At 41.3% G+C, this 18,869-nt stretch carries 18 protein-coding genes; 16 read left to right on the top strand and 2 right to left on the bottom strand.

The window, feature by feature from the left end; translation table 11 throughout:
* Nucleotides 1-58: 58 nt before the first annotated feature.
* The 3 genes from HEQ19_07065 to HEQ19_07055 all read left to right on the top strand — a co-directional run bounded on the left by HEQ19_07065 (nucleotide 59) and on the right by HEQ19_07055 (nucleotide 3,203).
* Nucleotides 59-508 carry an RNA-guided endonuclease TnpB family protein gene (locus HEQ19_07065; GenBank protein ID WZI67230.1) on the top strand — a complete coding sequence of 150 codons (450 nt, stop codon included), beginning with the start codon at nucleotides 59-61 and terminating at the stop codon, nucleotides 506-508.
* 237 nt (nucleotides 509-745) lie between these two features.
* Complete coding sequence (locus HEQ19_07060; protein ID WYM03292.2) at nucleotides 746-1,477, top strand: phycocyanobilin:ferredoxin oxidoreductase; 732 nt, start codon at nucleotides 746-748, stop codon at nucleotides 1,475-1,477.
* A 67-nt stretch (nucleotides 1,478-1,544) separates the two neighbouring features.
* Nucleotides 1,545-3,203, top strand: a complete 1,659-nt coding sequence (locus HEQ19_07055; protein ID WYL99320.1) for an ABC transporter ATP-binding protein — start codon at nucleotides 1,545-1,547, stop codon at nucleotides 3,201-3,203.
* A gap of 246 nt (nucleotides 3,204-3,449) precedes the next feature.
* Here HEQ19_07055 and HEQ19_07050 read toward each other — a convergent pair whose 3' ends face one another.
* Entirely contained in the window at nucleotides 3,450-4,388 is a 939-nt protein-coding gene (locus HEQ19_07050; GenBank protein WYL99319.1) for a hypothetical protein, read from the bottom strand.
* Nucleotides 4,389-5,354: 966 nt separating this feature from the next.
* On the opposite strand from HEQ19_07050, the gene HEQ19_07045 reads away from it, so the two are divergent.
* The 6 genes from HEQ19_07045 (at nucleotide 5,355) to HEQ19_07020 (ending at nucleotide 12,762) form a co-directional block, all read left to right on the top strand.
* Nucleotides 5,355-5,858, top strand: coding sequence for an N-acetyltransferase family protein (locus HEQ19_07045; GenBank protein ID WYL99318.1), 504 nt, complete (start codon nucleotides 5,355-5,357; stop codon nucleotides 5,856-5,858).
* A 976-nt stretch (nucleotides 5,859-6,834) separates the two neighbouring features.
* Nucleotides 6,835-8,223: a tetratricopeptide repeat protein gene (locus tag HEQ19_07040; GenBank protein ID WYM03291.2), complete on the top strand. Its 1,389-nt coding sequence runs from the start codon at nucleotides 6,835-6,837 to the stop codon at nucleotides 8,221-8,223.
* Nucleotides 8,224-8,385: 162 nt separating this feature from the next.
* On the top strand, nucleotides 8,386-9,192 hold the full coding sequence (locus HEQ19_07035) for a DNA adenine methylase (GenBank protein WYL99317.1): 807 nt from the start codon (nucleotides 8,386-8,388) through the stop codon (nucleotides 9,190-9,192).
* A 793-nt stretch (nucleotides 9,193-9,985) separates the two neighbouring features.
* A complete protein-coding gene (locus tag HEQ19_07030) occupies nucleotides 9,986-10,525 on the top strand; it encodes a universal stress protein (protein ID WYL99316.1) in 540 nt (179 codons plus the stop codon).
* 115 nt (nucleotides 10,526-10,640) lie between these two features.
* Complete coding sequence (gene hoxE, locus HEQ19_07025) at nucleotides 10,641-11,135, top strand: bidirectional hydrogenase complex protein HoxE (protein ID WYL99315.1); 495 nt, start codon at nucleotides 10,641-10,643, stop codon at nucleotides 11,133-11,135.
* Between the two features lies 1 nt (nucleotide 11,136).
* Nucleotides 11,137-12,762, top strand: a complete 1,626-nt coding sequence (locus tag HEQ19_07020) for a NuoF family protein (GenBank protein ID WYL99314.1) — start codon at nucleotides 11,137-11,139, stop codon at nucleotides 12,760-12,762.
* Between the two features lie 38 nt (nucleotides 12,763-12,800).
* Here the strand turns inward: HEQ19_07020 and HEQ19_07015 are convergent, their stop codons facing one another.
* The gene (locus HEQ19_07015; GenBank protein ID WZI67128.1) at nucleotides 12,801-13,064 is read right to left on the bottom strand and encodes a hypothetical protein; all 264 of its coding nucleotides are present in this window, start codon (nucleotides 13,062-13,064) and stop codon (nucleotides 12,801-12,803) included.
* An 83-nt stretch (nucleotides 13,065-13,147) separates the two neighbouring features.
* Between HEQ19_07015 and hoxU the strand changes: the two genes are divergently transcribed.
* From hoxU to HEQ19_06980, 7 genes are all read left to right on the top strand, one after another.
* Nucleotides 13,148-13,864 (top strand): bidirectional hydrogenase complex protein HoxU, encoded by a 717-nt coding sequence (gene hoxU / locus HEQ19_07010; protein ID WYL99313.1) that lies wholly within the window; start codon nucleotides 13,148-13,150, stop codon nucleotides 13,862-13,864.
* 36 nt (nucleotides 13,865-13,900) lie between these two features.
* Entirely contained in the window at nucleotides 13,901-14,428 is a 528-nt protein-coding gene (locus HEQ19_07005) for a DUF3122 domain-containing protein (protein ID WYL99312.1), read from the top strand.
* A gap of 14 nt (nucleotides 14,429-14,442) precedes the next feature.
* Nucleotides 14,443-14,583, top strand: a complete 141-nt coding sequence (locus HEQ19_07000) for a hypothetical protein (GenBank protein ID WYL99311.1) — start codon at nucleotides 14,443-14,445, stop codon at nucleotides 14,581-14,583.
* A 109-nt stretch (nucleotides 14,584-14,692) separates the two neighbouring features.
* Entirely contained in the window at nucleotides 14,693-15,238 is a 546-nt protein-coding gene (locus HEQ19_06995) for an oxidoreductase (GenBank protein ID WYL99310.1), read from the top strand.
* A 62-nt stretch (nucleotides 15,239-15,300) separates the two neighbouring features.
* On the top strand, nucleotides 15,301-15,915 hold the full coding sequence (locus HEQ19_06990) for a CP12 domain-containing protein (GenBank protein ID WYL99309.1): 615 nt from the start codon (nucleotides 15,301-15,303) through the stop codon (nucleotides 15,913-15,915).
* A 231-nt stretch (nucleotides 15,916-16,146) separates the two neighbouring features.
* On the top strand, nucleotides 16,147-17,598 hold the full coding sequence (locus HEQ19_06985; GenBank protein ID WYL99308.1) for a Ni/Fe hydrogenase subunit alpha: 1,452 nt from the start codon (nucleotides 16,147-16,149) through the stop codon (nucleotides 17,596-17,598).
* 641 nt (nucleotides 17,599-18,239) lie between these two features.
* Nucleotides 18,240-18,869 carry a Uma2 family endonuclease gene (locus tag HEQ19_06980; GenBank protein WYL99307.1) on the top strand — a complete coding sequence of 210 codons (630 nt, stop codon included), beginning with the start codon at nucleotides 18,240-18,242 and terminating at the stop codon, nucleotides 18,867-18,869.

Raw genomic sequence — 18,869 nt, 5'->3', positions numbered from 1 at the left:
CAAGAACCAAAGTGCCAGGAGAAAGTTAACAAGATTACAACGTCAACTTACAAGAAAAATTAAGGGAAGTAATCGTTACAAAAAACAAAAGTTGAGAATATCTAAACTGCATCGACGTATTACTAATATACGTATTGATGCCACTCATAAAGCAACTACATTTATCTGCAAAAACCACGCAGTTGTTGCTTTGGAGGATTTGAATACTTCGGGGATGTTGAAAAATCATAAGTTAGCCGGTGCTGTCAGCGATGCCAATTTTTATGAATTCCGCAGACAAGTAGAATATAAAGTAATTAGATACGGTGGAACTGTCGTATTTGTAGATAGATTTTACCCATCTAGTAAAACTTGTGCAAATTGTGGAGAAATTCAAGAAATTAGTCTATCACAGCGGGTTTACGAATGTAAAAAATGTCAGCATACCTCAGACCGAGATTTAAATGCGTCTAAAAATCTCGAAAAATATGCACGTCAGGCTAAAGCGTGTCTGGACGTTAAGGGATAGCCGCTCCCATGCTCCCGTTGAAACGTCAAGTAATGTCTGGATTTGTCCAGCTTTTATGTAGCAGAAACCGTAACAATCGACCTAACGGATCATGTGATTCCGCCCATCGATGTTTTGCTAGGTTAGGTATACTGGTCTGGATGATCCAATCGTAAAGCAAACTGCACAAGTTTTGCACGGACTATACGCCAAGGTAGGTTAATCCTATACTCAAAAAGAAGCGTATTGTTGAATTGTATGGAAGCATCGTTAAGAAGCCGTCAGCATCCCCTAATCCACAGATTGGCGGATTGTATTGAAGAAATTTGGCAAAAGCACCTGGATATCTCCCCTTACTCGGTTCCAGAAGGTTTAGGCTACGTCGAAGGACACCTGGAAGGTGAAAAGCTGATCATTGAAAATCACTGCTACCAGACGCCGCAATTTCGCAAACTGCATTTAGAATTGGCTCAGGTTGGCAATGGATTAGATATTCTGCACTGTGTGATGTTCCCCAATCCCGAATACGCCATTCCCATCTTTGGTACAGACTTGGTTGGGGGACGAGGTGGAGCTATTAGTGCGGCGATCGCCGATTTGTCTCCAGTCAGTAGCGATCGCGCCCTACCAGCACGCTATTATCAAGAATTGTCTGTTTTGTGTCGCCTGGAATTTTCCCAACCACGGGCTTTACCAGAGTGGGGCGATATCTTTTCGGAATTTTGTCTGTTTGTGCGTCCGGGAGACTCTCAAGAAGAAGATTGGTTTCTGGGTCGAGTTCGGGAATTTTTAACCATTCATTGTCAGATTGCTAGTACAGAAACCCCCCTTACTTCAAATCTTGATATCTCCAGGGTTCTAGCTGGTCAACGATATTACTGTACAAAGCAACAACAAAATGATAAAACCCGGCGAGTTCTGGAGAAATCCTTTGGTACAGAGTGGACCGATCGCTACATGAATACTATGCTGTTTGACTATGTAGCTTGAACAACTCGCGGCAGTCCGCTACTGGAGTAAGCTGGTAGCTAGTGGCGGGCTGTTAAAAAATAACACTATGACTGAATCTTTATTGAGTATTGAAAATCTCCGTGTAGCCTATCCTCAGCCTAGCTCTGAAGAACTAACGTTGGCAATTGATCATGTGTCTTTTGACCTGCAACGCGGTGAAAAAATGGGATTAGTGGGGGAGTCTGGTTGTGGTAAGTCAACCCTGGGAAGGGCTGTAATGCGCTTGCTTCCCTCATCTAGCCGCATTGAGGGACGGGTGAGATTTCAGGGAGAATCTGTGTTGGATTTAGCACCGGATAAACTGCGGAAATTTCGGGGGGAAGCAGTGGCGCTGATTTTCCAAGACCCGATGACGCGCCTCGATCCGTTGATGACGATTGGGAATCATTGTATCGAAACCTTACAAGCCCATGCACCAGAATTATCTAAGCAGCAAGCTAAAGAAAAAGCGATCGCCACTTTGGAAAAGGTGAAAATTCCCGCTAGTCGCTGGAATCAGTATCCCCATGAGTTTAGTGGTGGGATGCGACAACGGGTAGCGATCGCCTTGGCTTTACTCCTGAACCCCAAATTAATCGTTGCTGATGAACCGACCACCAGCTTAGATGTCACCGTCTCGGCACAGATTTTACAAGAATTAACTCGCCTATGCGCCGAAGATAACATGGGACTGCTGCTAATTTCCCACGATTTAGCAATGGTAGCAGAATATTGCGATCGCATTGGCGTCATGTATCACGGTAAAATGGTGGAAATGGGAACGACAAAATCTGTATTTGGACAACCCCAACACGAATACACGCGATCGCTCCTGCAAGCAGCTTTGCACATTCAAGCCATAGATGAAACAGAAACTGGGGAAATTTCTTCCCAATCCCCAATCCCTCATCCCCAATCCCCAATATTGCAAATCACCGCACTCAAACAGCACTACACTATAGAACCTAACTTGATCGAACGACTGTTTAAGGTGCAAAATCAGACAATTAAAGCCGTAGATGGTATCGACTTGGAACTTTATCCAGGAGAAATTCTCGGTTTGGTCGGGGAGTCAGGTTGCGGTAAAAGCACACTGTCAAGGACAATATTACAACTAATTCGTCCTACTGCTGGTAAAGTCGAGTTTTTGGGACAGGATTTAACTAGCCTATCACGCCAAGAAATTCGTTCCTCACGGCGACAAATACAAATGATATTTCAAGACCCCCATGCTTGTCTCAATCCAGCAATGACCGTGGGACAAAGCATTGCTGACCCCTTATTAATTCACAATTTAGCCGCTCCAGCCAAAGCCAAAGAACAAGTTTTATGGATGCTAGAGAAAGTGGGATTAACACCACCGGAAATTTATTATCAGCGTTATCCATCAGATTTGTCTGGAGGACAGCAACAACGAGTGGCGATCGCCCGTGCTTTGATTACCCATCCGAAACTAGTAATTTGCGATGAACCTGTAAGTATGTTAGATGCTAGTGTACAGTCACAAGTCCTAGATTTGATGTTGCAATTAAAAGCAGAATTTGAGTTAACTTATTTGTTTATTACCCATGACCTGTGGTTAGCCAGATTTTTGTGCGATCGCATTGCCGTCATGAATGGTGGTACAATTGTGGAAATTGGACCGACAAAACAAATTTTTGCCAATCCACAACACCCCTACACCAAAACCCTTCTAGCTGCAGCACCCTTACTAGCACGCGCTTAAAGAAATACTAAAAAATAAATTACCCAATATTTCCGTAGGGTGCGTGACGCTTCGATAAATATTGTACATAGTTACAATAACTGTGGCGTCACGCACCATTCTTTAAATCGTGACACTAGCGTAAGTCTTGGTCATCAGGGTGCGTCAGTATCAGTAATCTGTTGCTATTTCCAAGTTTTCTCGCTGCTGACGCACCCTACAAATTGGATATTTTTTTTAATGACCAATGACAAATAAGCAATGAACTTAATCACTACGCTCAATTAATTTAGGCTTTTCTTCGCCAGTACCATACAGTTCTACAAATCTTTTAAAGAGCAACATACTTTCGTGGTTTGACGCCAAATTTAAATTAAATAACCGCTCGATATTTCTGTCTGCTAGAGCGCGTAAATAAGGCAAATCTTCAAATATGGTCAAACAAGAAGCAAAATGCAATATTACTTGTAATAATGGTTTTGGCCAATCTAAATCGCTGTAAATGTCTATAAAGAACTGATGTTCAGTTTGATTTAATGGTAAGGCACTAAATATCACAAATATTCTTTTGTGGTTGTAGACCGGAATACTAAGTTCAACAGTATAGGGTGTATGCAAAATTAAATCTACTTCCACAGTTGGTTGTCTCCAAATTCTCAAAGGATTGACTGGAGAATCCAAAAGTGTTTCAAATTTAATGATTCCACCGATGGCTGTGGGCTGAAAATAGCTGATATTAACAACCCTTAAGTTATTCAAACTAAAACTGTGAACTGTTTCTAAATGTTTTAAATTCAATAGATGATAGATTTGGCAAAGATACGGAAAAGGTAAAATATATTCTTGGCTAATCATATGTCGCCTTTTTAGCTCAAATTGGTTAGTTTGAGTTCGACATAGATATCCTTGATATTGGCTGGAATCTAAATCATTACTGTCCCAGCTATTTTCTGGCTTTAAATATAGCCAACTTACAAAAAAGAATGAGGCTGTAAATAGCTGAAAAACTTCCAAAGCCGATAGATAGCCATCAGCAAATGCAGCCAGGCTTCTATCAGTTATGCCGAATAACCAAGATGGAATACCACAAATCCAAATACCGTTTTTCAGTTTAACGATAAATATAGCAATCTCTAACTCTATAGAGATATTGCTACTTTGATCAGCGCCGCCGCTATCATTTTTATTCGGTAAATTATGAGACATATAATTTGAATAGTTTTAGTTGTTTATTTCAATTTTAAAATTGATAATTGATATATAATAGATATCCTGATCATATTGGCAGTAGACAGATATCATCAAAATAAATTCTGCCTTAAGCTGTAAATCCAAGGTTAAAGTATAGATGCTAATTTAATTACAAAAATATTTTCCTAAATCAGACTAAATTATGCAAGTCGTTATTATACATATAGCAATCCTAAATGATTTGTGAAAAAGAAAAATTTTAAGTTGTGTAGGGTCGGCAATGCCAAGCAAAACCCGGATATGCTTGGCATTGCCTAGCCTAGGTATATTTCTGGAATTTTCACAACTGAAATAGGATGGCTATATCTCTATAATATTAGCAGATAAATTATTGGGGCATGATGCTGTTGACAGTTAACAATTTCTGAAGCGGGCGTGAAAGACAGAGCCAATTGGAGTTATGGGTTTGGTCGCATTACGACTACACCTGATAACTTAACTGTTCACGTGACATACTCCCACACTGACTGCAAGCAGTACAGTGTGGGCTTCTCATCCAATCCAGCTATTGCTGAGGAGGCGATGAAGCTCACTTTAGAGTCCACGAGATGCCCCCTCCGCAGACTTGAACAATACAAAAATGTTCAACACCTGTGTACTGTCAGAGTTTTACCTACCCACAGAATCGACACGCAAATGCCTGTTACTGGGTAGAACCCCATACTCTGAGTTGTCTTGGCGCAGCCTCTCCCTTTGGGAGAAGGTTCAGATTAAGGATGACCAGCATTTTCGGCTTTGCCATCCAGTATCATTGTAATAGAAATATCATTACAGTGTAATGGTAAAAGTAAATTTAAATATCCGTAATGATGTACTCACAGAGTTGATTCGGAAGTTAAAGAAAAGCCGTCCTAGAAGGACGGGGCTTTAGACCCAGTTTTTCGGTAAATATTTTCTCAAAATTTAACCCAAACGACAACAATGATCATCCGCCATGCGACAGATATTGACTTACCTACTATTGTGGCAATTTATAATGCTGCAATTCCCAGCCGCATGGCCACAGCCGATTTAGAGCCGGTATCTGTGGAAAGTCGCCTAGCGTGGTTTAAGGGGCGATCGCCTTCACAAAGACCACTTTGGGTGATGGAAGTAGAAGGTACAATTGCTGGTTGGCTCAGTTTTCAATCCTTCTATGGGCGACCAGCCTACAATAGAACAGCCGAAATTAGTATTTACATTGCGCCAGGCTTTCATCGGTGTGGTTTGGGACGCCAACTCCTAGCCCAAGCAATTAGTGAAAGTCCTCGTTTGGGATTAAAAACCTTAATAGGCTTCATCTTTGCCCATAATCAACCTAGTTTAAAGCTGTTTGAAACATTTGGCTTTCAGGCGTGGGGAAATTTACCCAAAGTCGCAGAACTGGACGGTATTGAACGCGATTTAGTCATCATGGGACTCAAAATTAGTGAATCGGTGCCCTAGCTACAATGACAAAAAAAAGGGAACAGGGAACAGGAAAAGATTGAAACTACTACGTCAGGCTTCACTTAACTGAAAACTGCTGTGAATTTATATAGTAATATATTACTATATTACTAATTAATTGATGTATTTTCCTGTATAAAAAAGTTTATCAATATGATAAAAACAGGCACGATGTAATATCATATACATATTTTTTAGCTGATTTATGAAATAATTTATACTAGCTGAGTGTAGAATTGCTCATAGCAAAGAGCAGTTCAAACCGTCAGCAACTTCCAAATAAAAATATCCAATCTTGACGGTTGACAGTTGACAACTTAAAGTGGTTATTTTTATTTTTTGCAGTTCCCTAATTCTGATGCATTGGTAATGATTCATGGGGAAAAGCCGTACGAAAGTTACAGTTTTGACTTCAATGGATATCAATCACAGGTGCAGTGCTACTGATATCCACAACTGCTAATACTAGTACAGGACGGCGTAAATAAACCACCCATTCCAAATCACCAAAAAGTCTACCCTATGAGACTTTTGACTTTTGACTTTTGACTTTTGACTAACGCCTTGCGGTACTAGACTGGCAATTAGTTAAATCCCCACTACCCAAATCGTCCAGAGTCGAATCATCTGCTTTTGGGTATAGGAATAGGGACAAATTTATCATACTCAGGGCGGGTTAGGCACAGAGATTTCCTTTCTAACCTTAACTTCTACTGAAATCCAAATTAAAATTCTAGATACAGAGGAAAATTCATGGACGAAAATTCATGGACGAAAAGCCTTGAGCAGCCTACTGGAGATATATTCTGGCTAAAACTTAAGCTGAATCCCTAACTAAGGTTTGGGCTAAAAACTTCAAATCTTATCGGAAAAACAAAAAATCTTTACTAAATTAAAGGGTGAAAGGCCACCCATAAAATGCTAGGTATTACTGTAATCCCTATGGACTCCATAATAAGGCAGTCATATTTGGTTGGAAAATAAGTATAATTTAACACTAAAAATGATAGGGGAAGATGAACTAAATTCAACAAACCTCCTCCGTAGGAGGCTCGCCTATTACTTAGATAAATTGTCAATCAGCCGTCGAAATCAAGACAGGCAAGAAGAGATAACTTGTCTGAGTCAATTAGCAGCAATTTATGAAAAATTCTTCAAGTTTTCACAAGCTTTGGAGTATTATAAGCTACTTTTGGCTTTATCTCAACGTATGGGTCTGGAAAATTGGCAAGAAGTCGCTCTCTACGGCATAGGTAATTGTTATCGTCAACTAAAGCAATTTCATGAATCGATTAAATATTTTACACAATTAGTCAAAACTACTTACAAAACTGGTAATAGAATATTACAGGTAGCAGGTATTTCAGGAATAGGAACCGATTATCAATATCTGGGGGAGTATCAAAAAGCTCTTGAGTGTTTTCAAAATCAGCTAGCCATTAGTTGCGAAATGAATGAGCGGAGTTGGGAGAAAAGCGCCCTGGGGTCACTGGCCAATGTTTACGCGTGTCTAAAAGATTACCAACAGGCACTTAATTATGAGCAAAAGGCTCTCTTGGTTGCTCAAGAAATTAGTGATACCAAATCCATCGCCAACTCACTAGTAAAAATTGCTGATATTTATCTTCATCTGCAGGAGTGGCAAAAGGTAATTGAATTTTGTAATCAAGCGCTCTTTATTGCCAGAAAAATTGATAACAAAAACTTGATTATGAGCAGCCTGCATATTCTAGGTCAATCATATCAAAAACTTGATCAGTATCACAAAGCCATAGATTTTTTAACAAAAGCCCTGGAAATTTCTTATGAGCTTGACAATCAAAAAATCCAAAGTTCTATTTTGCTTTGCTTAAGTGATGTATGCTGTCAAATCAATCAACTTGAAGAAGCACTTGAATATAATTTAGAATCTTTGCATATTACTCGCAAAATTGGCAATCGATTTAGCGAAGCTTCTACTCTAGCTAAAATAGCATCTACATACCAGCACTTGGGTAGAAAAGAAAATGCTTTGGTATACTATAAACAGTCTTTAACAATTTTTCAGCAAATTGGCAGTAAAGAAATTCAGCAACAGTTATTTTTTAACATTGGCAGTATATTTTATTATAAAGAGGAATATTGCCAAGCAATGGGATTTTTACGGTCTGCTCTGGTTTTAGCTCAAGATATAAACAATCATACTGAAGAAGCTAAAGTATCTCTGACTTTGGGTGCGACTCTTCACAAATTAAATCGTCATCAAGAAGCTATTTCTCATTACCGTCAGACCTACAGAATTTATAAAAATTTGGGTGATGAAGTTCAAGCACAACAAATGTTGCAAACTATGCAGATATTAGGAGTTGAATTTTTAGGCTGAAAAATTTTATATTTTATAAAGCTTCCTCAAAAATTATAGCAATTTTCATTTCTTTGAACCACATATCCTTGTAGGGGCGCAAGGCCTTGCGCCCCAAAAGCGTGGTCTATTTACCAGAAAATCATTGTAATATCCGTACCTCATTTACCTGCAATCTGCTGTATGTTCAAAAGTCCACTTCGTTATCCTGGCGGTAAATCAAAAGCCATCAATCAAATAGTTGAATACTTGCCAAATAGCTTTTCGGAATTTAGAGAACCTTTTGTAGGCGGTGGTTCTGTCTTTATTTACCTAAAACAGCAATTTCCAGATTTAAAGATTTGGATTAATGATTTAAACCGCGAATTATACCTTTTTTGGAAGTTTGCCCAATCTGATATAGCTAAATTAGTTGCCGAAGTTCGGGATATTAAAGCTAAATATACAGACGGTAAATTACTATTTACAGAATTGACCAATGTAGATATTAATAAATTTTCGGATTTTGATAGAGCCGTGCGTTTTTTTGTACTCAATAGAATTACGTTTTCGGGAACTGTAGAATCAGGCGGATTTTCTCAGGAAGCTTTTCATAAAAGGTTTACAGATTCGTCAATAGACCGCCTGGAAAAATTAGGAGATATTTTAGCAGAAAATGTCCAAATAACTAATTTAGATTATAGTGAACTATTAAATCCCACTGGAAAAGAAGTATTTGTATTTTTAGATCCTCCCTATTTTAGGGCAACAAAATCAAAGCTGTATGGTAAAGATGGTGACTTACACACGTCTTTTGATCATCAAAGATTTGCGGAAGTTGTGAAAGTATGTCACCATGACTGGCTGATTACTTACGATGATTCACCGCAAATTCGAGAGAATTTTCAATCAATGAATATTGCAGCTTGGCAATTACAGTATGGGATGAATAACTATAAGCAGGGTGGTGCTGCTAAGGGCAAAGAGTTATTTATTAGTAATTATAAATAACTCCACCCACAAAATGAGTAATGAGTAATGAGTAATGAGTAAAGCACTTCCTATTCAGATGAGGTACAAAATTGTATCACGCGATGTAGGGGCACGGCACTGCCGTGCCCTTACCGATGTACCTCACTAGGGCGAGAAACGCTATAAGGAGTAAGGAGTAAGGAGTAAGGAGTAAGGAGTAAGGAGTAAGGAGTAAGGAGTAAGGAGTAAGGAGTAAGGAGTAAGGAGTAAGGAGTAAGGAGTAAGGAGTAAGGAGTAAGGAGTAAGGAGTAAGGAGTAAGGAGTAAGGAGTAAGGAGTAAGGAGTAAGGAGTAAGGAGTAAGGAGTAAGGAGTAAGGAGTAAGGAGTAAGGAGTAAGGAGTAAGGAGTAAGGAGTAAGGAGTAAGGAGTAAGGAGTAAGGAGTAAGGAGTAATGGGTATAGGGTATCTCATATCTTGCACGAGGTAGATCACGCACAACTTTAATCACTAAGTAATTATATATTTTCGCGGAAAAAAATCCGCCACCAAGTCGGTGGGTGGCTGTCCTTATCCACCCACAAGGGGATGGATAAACCGCCGACTTCCAATGCAATTAAAGATTGCGAAAAAAATCAAAAGTAAGTAGATTCCCAATACTGCGTAGGTTTTGAAGGTTTGTCTGCTGTCCTCACAAGTTCCTCAAATTGTTGATCTATAAACAAAACTGTGGGATGAAAAGCGGTTCACCACTTAAAAGTTGGCAAAAAGAGTTGAGGGATTGGTAATTACCAAAAACCTCAATAACCGATGACCAAGAAAAACAGAGGTCTATATGTTTAACAAAATTCTCGTAGCATTGGATCGCTCAGAAATTGGACAACAGGTTTTTGACCAAGCCTTGGACTTAGCGAAGGCAACAGGAGCTAGCTTAATGCTACTGCATGTCCTGTCTGCAGAAGAAGAAGGCAGTCCTTATGTACCGATATTATCTAATTTTGATTACTATCCGGGATTGGGCGCTCAAAGTTTCGAGTACTACCAACAGCAGTGGGAAAGCTTTAAAGACGAAGGGCTAAAGATGTTACAAGCCTTCAGCGCCCAAGCAAACACAGCAGGCGTAAAGACGGAATTTACCCAAAATTTGGGGCTTCCTGGTCGTCTCATCTGTCAAATAGCTGTGAATTGGGGTGCTGAGTTAATTGTTATGGGTCGTCGCGGACGGACTGGCTTGGCTGAATTGTTCCTGGGTAGTGTGAGTAACTACGTTCTCCACCATGCAACTTGTTCAGTTCAGATTGTCCATCTTCCAGCTAGTGCGCCAAAAGCACAAGAGGTTGTCAAAGAACCTAGCCAGACGGCGATTATTGGTTAATTACTGCTTTACCCAACTTCTGGCTTTTTTAAACGCAGAGGAACGCTGAGGAAACGCTGAGGAACGCTGAGTTAAAACCTAATTTTCCAGCAGGTCGATAGCTTACAAATTCCCGATGAAAATGTCTCCCCCTACCTTCCCGCACCCCAGCGGTGATAAACGCTTTAAGATGCTGGAGGCGACAATCAAGCGTCATCAGTATCAGCAAAATGCGTTAATTGAAATTCTCCATAAAGCTCAGGAACTCTTTGGCTATTTAGAAAACGATCTATTACTTTATATTTCCCATAGCCTGAAATTACCACCCAGCCAGGTTTATGGTGTCGCAACTTTCTATCATTTGTTTTCCCTCGCACCCAAGGGAGTTCATACTTGTGTGGTGTGTACGGGTACGGCATGTTACGTTAAAGGCGCCATGACAATCTTGGCAAATTTGGAAAAATCTGCCGACGTTCATGCAGGTGAAAGCACTGTAGATGGTCAACTTTCACTATTAACCGCTAGGTGTCTTGGTGCTTGTGGAATTGCGCCTGCTGTGGTGTTTGATGGCACTATTTTAGGTAATCAAACCTCAGAATCAGTATGCGATCGCGTCCAAGGATGGCTGTAAAATGGAACTGACTGAATTACTCGAAATAGCCAAACAAGAACGCTCTTGTCAAAAACCGATTCAGATTCGCTGCTGTACTGCTGCTGGTTGTCTGTCTGCAAATTCCCAAGCTGTGAAACAAGGTCTGGATGAGGCTTTAACAGCAGCAGGTTTGCAGGAAAAGGTGCAAGTCGAGGGTGTTGGTTGTCTGCGGTTGTGCTGTCAAGGGCCTTTAGTTCAAGTCCAGGGAGTGGGGACTGGGGATAAAACTGATACCCGATTTCTAGGGGAAACACTTTATGAGAAAGTAACGCCAGAGGATGCGCCCTCAATTATCGCTACTCTGATGGGGGAAGCGACAACGGTAAAACGTGGCGATTTGACTCAGCCATTTTTTACCCAACAATTGCCCATTGTCTTAGAAAACAGTGGCAAAATTGACCCAGAACGGATTCAATCTTATATTGCTGCTCAAGGTTATCAGGCTCTTTACCAAGTGCTGCGGGAGATGACACCTACGGAGGTAGTAGAGACAATTACCCGCAGTGGTTTACGGGGACGCGGTGGTGCTGGTTATCCCACAGGGTTGAAATGGGCGACGGTTGCTAAAGCTAAAGGCGATAGCAAATTCGTAATCTGCAATGCTGATGAGGGTGATCCTGGTGCATTTATGGATAGGAGTGTGTTAGAAAGCGATCCTCATCGGGTTTTGGAAGGAATGGCGATCGCCGCCTATGCTGTGGGTGCAAACCAAGGTTATATTTATGTGCGGGCAGAATATCCTACCGCCATCAACCGTCTACAAATCGCCATTCGTCAAGCTACTCGCCTTGGTTTGTTAGGTAGCCAAATCTTCGAGTCTCCCTTTGATTTTAAAATTGATATCCGCATCGGCGCGGGGGCTTATGTTTGCGGTGAAGAAACCGCCTTAATGGCTTCTATCGAAGGTAAACGTGGTGTCCCTCATCCCCGTCCACCCTATCCCGCTGAATCTGGTTTGTGGGGATATCCGACTTTAATTAACAACGTTGAAACCTTTGCCAATATTGCACCCATTATTCGTCAAGGTGCTGATTGGTTTGCCAATATCGGTACAGGTAAGAGTAAAGGTACTAAAGTTTTTGCCCTGGCGGGTAAAATCTGCAACACAGGCTTAATCGAAGTGCCAATGGGTACTTCCTTAAGGCAAATTGTCGAAGAAATGGGGGGCGGTATCCCCGATAGCGGTACTGCGAAAGCGGTTCAAACAGGTGGTCCTTCTGGAGGATGCATCCCTGCATCAGCTTTTGATACACCTGTTGACTACGAATCCCTAACCAGTCTAGGTTCCATGATGGGTTCCGGTGGCATGATTGTGATGGATCAAACTACCAATATGGTGGATGTAGCTCGATTCTTCATGGAATTTTGCATGGATGAATCATGCGGTAAATGCATACCTTGTCGAGTCGGAACTGTTCAATTACATCGACTATTGACGAAGATTCACGAAGGTAAGGCATCACACGCCGACTTGCAACTCTTAGAAGAACTGTGCGACATGGTAAAGCATACCAGTTTGTGCGGTCTGGGTCAATCAGCACCTAATCCTGTATTTAGTACCTTGCGCTATTTCCGGGATGAGTATTTGACGTTGATCAAAAACTAGGGATTGGGGACTAGGGATTGGGGACTGGGGACTGAAGGTTAATCAACAGAAGGAGGAGTTTCGAGTTCGGAAGCTGAAGTTTCGAGTTCGGAAGCTGAAGTTTCGAGTTCGGAAGTTGAAGTTTCGAGTTCGGAAGCTGAAGTTTCGAGTTCGGAAGTTGAAGTTTCGAGTTCGGAAGCTGAAGTTTCGAGTTCGGAAGCTGAAGTTTCGAGTTCGGAAGCTGAAGTTTCGAGTTCGGAAGCTAAAACTTCTCCCCCCAATCCCCAATCCCCAATCCCCAACTTATCAAATAAACTTATCAAATAGAGTGGACATTACCTCAAAGCACCCCTAATTAAGGCAATATCCACAGAAGGCTATTGCAACAGATAAATAATACTGCTTTATGACTGTAAAAACACTGGCGATAAATACTCAATTAGTGAGCGCAAAAGAAGAGCAAACTGTACTGGAGGTAGCGCAAGAGGCGGGAATTCATATTCCTACACTGTGTCATCTGGAGGGGGTAGGGGATGTAGGTGCTTGTCGGCTTTGTTTGGTGGAAATTGTTGGAAGTAACAAATTGCTACCAGCTTGTGTAACTAAAGTTGCGGAAGGGATGGAAATCCAAACTGATACGGAACGTCTACAACAATACCGTCGCATGATTGTAGAAATGCTGTTTGCTGAGGGTAATCATGTTTGCTCAGTTTGCGTCGCTAATGGCAATTGTGAATTGCAAGACTTGGGGATTGAAATGGGTATGGATCATGTAAGTTTAGATTACCATTTCCGCGATCGCCAAGTTGATCTTTCTCATGATCGCTTTGGTCTTGACCATAACCGTTGTGTGCTTTGTACGCGCTGCGTCCGTGTATGTGACGAAATTGAAGGCGCTCATACTTGGGATATGGCGGGTAGGGGAACCAACTCTCATGTAATTACTGACTTAAATCAGCCTTGGGGAACTTCCCAAAGTTGTACTTCCTGCGGTAAATGCGTCAATGCTTGTCCAACAGGTGCGATTTTTTATCAAGGTTCCAGTGTCGGTGAAATGAAACGCGATCGCGCCAAAATTGATTTTTTAGTTACCGCACGGGAGAAACAACAATGGAACTTTTAACGATGGATCTCAAGCCAGTACAAGGAGGTACATCTAATGTTGCGCCGCTTTCTACACACATTTTGGTGGCTGTTAGTACTCGGAATATTGACGTTGTTTATATTCCTGGGTTTAGGAAGCCTCACATCTCAGACAGTAATGGCTGCTGTCAGCAAGTTAGAAGGAACACCGGGAGAAACACTTTATCGCTCACAGCTAAAATTAGATGACCAATCAGGAAAAGTTTGGCAGGTTATTTTGTGGAAACAAGTTTATGCTGAACAAGCACCAAGCATAAATTTACGGTTGGTCGGTTTTCCTGGTGCTGCTGAGTTGCTCCATCCCCAACCCTTGCATATTACCATAACGACAGGTGAAATCTTAACCGCTCCTGATGTTTTCTTGGGAGCAGCACCAGCACCAAGTATAGCTCAATATGACCTCAAAGATATCTTGCCCAAATTACCAACCGAACCACTACAGCTTGGTATACCCCTACCTGGTAAACGCTTGATTAATATCTCAGTCCCTAAATCTGTAGTCCAGGAATGGAAATCGGTAATCGTAATGGGTAATGGGGAATAGGGATTGCACTTCTGGTGCGGACGCTACGCGAACGGCTCCGCTCTGTTACCAGGGATTGGGGATTGGGGATTGCACTTCTGGTGCGGACGCTACGCGAACGGCTCCGCTCTGTTACCAGGGATTGGGGAGACAAGGAAGACATAACAAATACCTAATTCCTCTTGACCCTTGACCCTTGACCCTTGACCCTTGACCCTTGACTCTTGACCCTTGACCCTTGACTCTTGACTCTTGACTCTTGACTAATTTTTACAGAGGTAAATTATGACTCGTTTGAAATTAGCAACGGTATGGTTAGGTGGCTGTTCTGGCTGTCATATGTCCTTTCTTGATTTGGATGAATGGCTGATTGATTTAGCAGCACAGGTAGATTTAGTATTTAGTCCCTTCGTTGATGTTAAAGAATATCCGGTTGGGGTTGATGTTGTGTTAGTTGAAGGTGCGATCGCTAATGAGGAACATTTGGAAATGATCCAGATTGTTAGGGCGCGTTCTCAGATTTTAATCTCCTTTGGTGACTGTGCGGTAACTGGTAATGTCACGGCTTTACGTAATCCTTTTGGGGGTGCAGAAACTGTTCTGGAACGTAGTTACATAGAAGCCGGAGATATGTATGCTCAAATTCCCGATGAACCGGGAATTGTTCCACGTTTATTGGATCGAGTGACACCTGTACATACAGTAACTCCTGTTGATATTTATTTACCTGGTTGTCCACCTGCAGCTACTCGCATTCGCGCTGCATTAGAGCCATTATTGCAGGGACAAAAACCTGTGTTAGTAGGACGGGAATTTATCAAGTTTGGCTGAATTATTCTTGGCGCTAAAGCGCTACTAAAAACAAAAAATAAAGATTTTTGTAGGGGTGAATTATGTTGAAAGCAATAGACATTATGACCAAGGATGTAGCCACGATTCGTGGTTCCGCAACAGTGGCTGAAGCCGTGAAGTTATTGAGAATAAGGGACTGGCGATCGCTAATTGTGGAACGTCGCCATGAACAAGATGCCTATGGCATTATTAGTGAGAGTGATATTGTATATAAAGTACTTGCCTATGGTAAAGATCCTCAGAAAGTCCGCGTCCATGAAATCATGACCAAGCCTTGCATTACTGTCAATCCTGACCTGGGTTTGGAATACGTTGCGCGATTGTTCGCTGACCATCATCTACATAGAGCGCCTGTCATCCAGACGGAACTATTAGGGATTATTTCACTCACTGATATTTTGGCTCAAAGTAATTTTCTCGAAGCACCCCGAATAACTTTACTAGAACAGGAATTAGACGATGAAATTGAAAAAGCCCGCGCCATCTGCGCTGAAAAAGGTCTCACATCAAAAGAATGTGCTGTTGCTTGGGATGTTATTGAGGAACTACAAGCAGAAATAGCGCATCAACGCGCACATAAGTTTGACAAAACAGCGTTTGAGGGTTACTGTGACGAATATCCAGAAGCCTTAGAAGCTAGAATGTATGACCTTTGAATCAGTGAACAGTCAACAGTTATCAGTTATCAAAACTTTTAACTGATAACTGATAACTTTAAGGATGCCTTTTTCCTTGCACTACGTGTCTGGGAAAAAATCTTTTTCCTTCTCCATAAATAAATTTACTTGCTGGAAACCTAAATTTATTAATTCAAAATTGTTTATTTCTTAATCTTCAATTTTGAATTTTGAATTTTGAATTTTGAATTTTTTTTGGTCAAGAGTCCAATGTCTCAAACAATAATCATCGATCCAGTAACTCGGATTGAAGGACACGCTAAAATCAGTATATATCTAGATGATGCCGGACAAGTGAGTGATGCTCGGTTTCATGTGACAGAATTTCGCGGATTTGAAAAATTTTGTGAGGGTCGTCCACTCTGGGAAATGCCAGGAATTACAGCACGGGTATGTGGTATTTGTCCAGTAAGTCACTTGTTAGCTTCAGCGAAAGCAGGCGATCGCATTCTTTCTGTTACTATACCACCAACAGCTGCCAAATTACGTCGATTAATGAATTGGGGGCAGATTATTCAATCTCATGCTTTGAGTTTCTTTCATTTGAGCGCCCCTGATTTATTACTAGGAATGGATAGCAACCCCCAAAAGCGTAATATATTCGGTTTGATTGCAGATAAACCAGAAATCGCCCGTGGGGGAATACGTTTGCGTCAATTTGGACAAGAAATTATTGAATCCTTGGGGGGACAAAAAATTCACCCGTCTTGGGCTATTCCCGGTGGGGTGCGAGAACCGTTATCTGCAGAAAAACGCCTTTACATTCAAAATCGGGTTCCTGAAGCTTGTACCACGGTTTTAAATGCTTTGAATATATTTAAGAACTTGCTCAAAGACCATGAAAGAGAGGCGCAAACTTTTGGTAATTTCCCCAGCTTGTTTATGGGTTTGGTAACGCCTGAAGGTTTGTGGGAAACTTATGATGGCTATATCCGCTTTGTGGATAGTGGAGGTAACATTATTGCTGATAAACTTGATGCAAGTCGCTATCAAGAATTTATTGGCGAAGCAATTCAACCAGATTCCTACTTAAAATCTCCCTACTATCGTGCTTTAGGGTATCCCGACCAAAGTGATCATTGTCGTTTAGATAGTGGGATGTATCGAGTAGGTCCCTTAGCGCGTCTGAATATTTGTAGCCGTATCGGTACACCTCTAGCTGATCGAGAATTGCGAGAATATCGTGATCGGGCTAAAGGTACTGTCACATCTTCTTTTTTCTATCACTACGCTCGCTTAATTGAAATTTTGGCATGTATTGAGTCCATCGAAATATTACTAGATGACCCAGATATTCTATCAACAAAACTGCAGGCAGAAGCTGGTATTAATCAACTAGAAGGTGTGGGAGTCAGTGAAGCACCACGGGGTACTTTATTTCATCATTATAAAGTTGATGAAAACGGTTTACTTAAGAAGGTAAACTTGATTATTGCCACAGGTCAAAATAATCTAGCAATGAATCGCACAGTTGCTCAAATTGCCAGACATTTTATCCAAGGTAGGCAAATTTCCGAAGGAATACTCAATCGTGTTGAAGCCGGAATTAGAGCCTTCGATCCATGTTTAAGTTGTTCAACCCATGCGTTCGGAAAAATGCCTTTGCAAATTCAATTAATCGCAGCCGATGGGACTGTGGTTAATCAAATTTGGCGCGATTAAAATGAGGTATAGCAGGGGACTGGGGACTGGGGACACAACGACCGGCTCAGTGCATCGCTGGGGACTGGGGACTGGGGACTGGGTTACAAGTCTGATTGTGTCTAGGTTTTATCATCAGTTAATGTCCTAAGCACTTTGGCGGTTGCTATAGAACAACCCCACCCCCCGTTAAATCAGTGAACAGTCAACAGTTATCAGTTATCAAAACTTTTAACTGATAACTGATAACTGATAACTGATAACTGTTAAAAATGGGGGATCTCAAATTTTTGATCCCGACCAGAGGACTTTTCAAACATCCTCTGAGAAAATTGTCGTAGGGGCACGGCACGAATAAAATTGTCATTAGAAGAAAAAATTTTGGATGCCGTGCCCTTGTCGTAGGGGCACGGCACGAATAAAATTGTCATTAGAAGAAAAAATTTTGGATGCCGTGCCCTTGTCGTAGGGGCACGGCACGAATAAAATTGTCATTAGAAGAAAAAATTTTGGATGTTCCCTACTAGAGTGTATATCATTCGAGCCTAACTGAACTGTATTGACGTATATCAAGGTTTTTGGCTCTAACACCAAGCATATTGGGCTATGATATAGCTCAGTAGACTGGGAAACGCTATAGCAGTTTCTCAAGGTAAGCGAATATGCACACTGTAATTACACCTGAAAAAATCGAGTTACTACCAGGCACAGTTGTCAGGATGTTGGGATGTTGGCAAGACTATCAAGTACTGAGTCAGCAACTTGGAGATCGCTGCTCACCTCGGATTAAATATCGAAGAGGAGAAATTTTGCTGATGGCGCCGCTACCAGAGCATGGGAGAGATGCGAGCTTGCTAGGATTGATAGTAACAGCTTTACTTGACCACTTAAACCGCACATACGACTCATTTACTCCCATCACCATGAGTTTACCTCAAGTTAGCGGCATTGAGCCTGACTATTGCTTTTATATTGAGAATTGGAAAGCGGTAGTAGGTAAAAGCCGTATCGACTGGCTCAATGAGCCTCCACCAGATTTAGTCATTGAAGTAGATGTTACTAGCTATACTAATATAGATGATTATCTCCCTTATAAAGTTCCAGAAGTTTGGCTGTTAAAGAATAAGCAGCTATTAGTTTATAGATTACAGGGTGAAAATTACATACTTACAGAAAGCAACTATTTTCCTAATGTAAGAGAAATTGTGCAGCAATGCCTCCAAATTGCCAACGAGCAAACAACAAGTCAGGCGATTAGGTGGTTAAGAAGGTTTTTACAGCGACAGAGTTAG

Source organism: Gloeotrichia echinulata CP02 (assembly GCA_038087035.1).
In the GTDB taxonomy this organism is placed as follows: domain Bacteria; phylum Cyanobacteriota; class Cyanobacteriia; order Cyanobacteriales; family Nostocaceae; genus Gloeotrichia; species Gloeotrichia echinulata.
This window is presented reverse-complemented; position numbering and strand designations above follow the sequence as displayed.

Excerpts from the sequence above, each read along its gene's own strand:
- HEQ19_07055 (WYL99320.1), top strand. The coding sequence starts at position 1,545 with ATGACTGAATCTTTATTGAGTATTGAAAATCTCCGTGTAGCCTATCCT.
- HEQ19_06990 (WYL99309.1), top strand. The coding sequence starts at position 15,301 with ATGTTGAAAGCAATAGACATTATGACCAAGGATGTAGCCACGATTCGT.
- HEQ19_07035 (WYL99317.1), top strand. The coding sequence starts at position 8,386 with ATGTTCAAAAGTCCACTTCGTTATCCTGGCGGTAAATCAAAAGCCATC.
- HEQ19_07030 (WYL99316.1), top strand. The coding sequence starts at position 9,986 with ATGTTTAACAAAATTCTCGTAGCATTGGATCGCTCAGAAATTGGACAA.
- HEQ19_07045 (WYL99318.1), top strand. The coding sequence starts at position 5,355 with ATGATCATCCGCCATGCGACAGATATTGACTTACCTACTATTGTGGCA.
- hoxU (WYL99313.1), top strand. The coding sequence starts at position 13,148 with ATGACTGTAAAAACACTGGCGATAAATACTCAATTAGTGAGCGCAAAA.
- HEQ19_06995 (WYL99310.1), top strand. The coding sequence starts at position 14,693 with ATGACTCGTTTGAAATTAGCAACGGTATGGTTAGGTGGCTGTTCTGGC.
- HEQ19_06985 (WYL99308.1), top strand. The coding sequence starts at position 16,147 with ATGTCTCAAACAATAATCATCGATCCAGTAACTCGGATTGAAGGACAC.
- HEQ19_07050 (WYL99319.1), bottom strand. The coding sequence starts at position 4,388 with ATGTCTCATAATTTACCGAATAAAAATGATAGCGGCGGCGCTGATCAA.
- HEQ19_07005 (WYL99312.1), top strand. The coding sequence starts at position 13,901 with ATGTTGCGCCGCTTTCTACACACATTTTGGTGGCTGTTAGTACTCGGA.
- HEQ19_07060 (WYM03292.2), top strand. The coding sequence starts at position 746 with ATGGAAGCATCGTTAAGAAGCCGTCAGCATCCCCTAATCCACAGATTG.
- HEQ19_07020 (WYL99314.1), top strand. The coding sequence starts at position 11,137 with ATGGAACTGACTGAATTACTCGAAATAGCCAAACAAGAACGCTCTTGT.
- hoxE (WYL99315.1), top strand. The coding sequence starts at position 10,641 with ATGAAAATGTCTCCCCCTACCTTCCCGCACCCCAGCGGTGATAAACGC.
- HEQ19_06980 (WYL99307.1), top strand. The coding sequence starts at position 18,240 with ATGCACACTGTAATTACACCTGAAAAAATCGAGTTACTACCAGGCACA.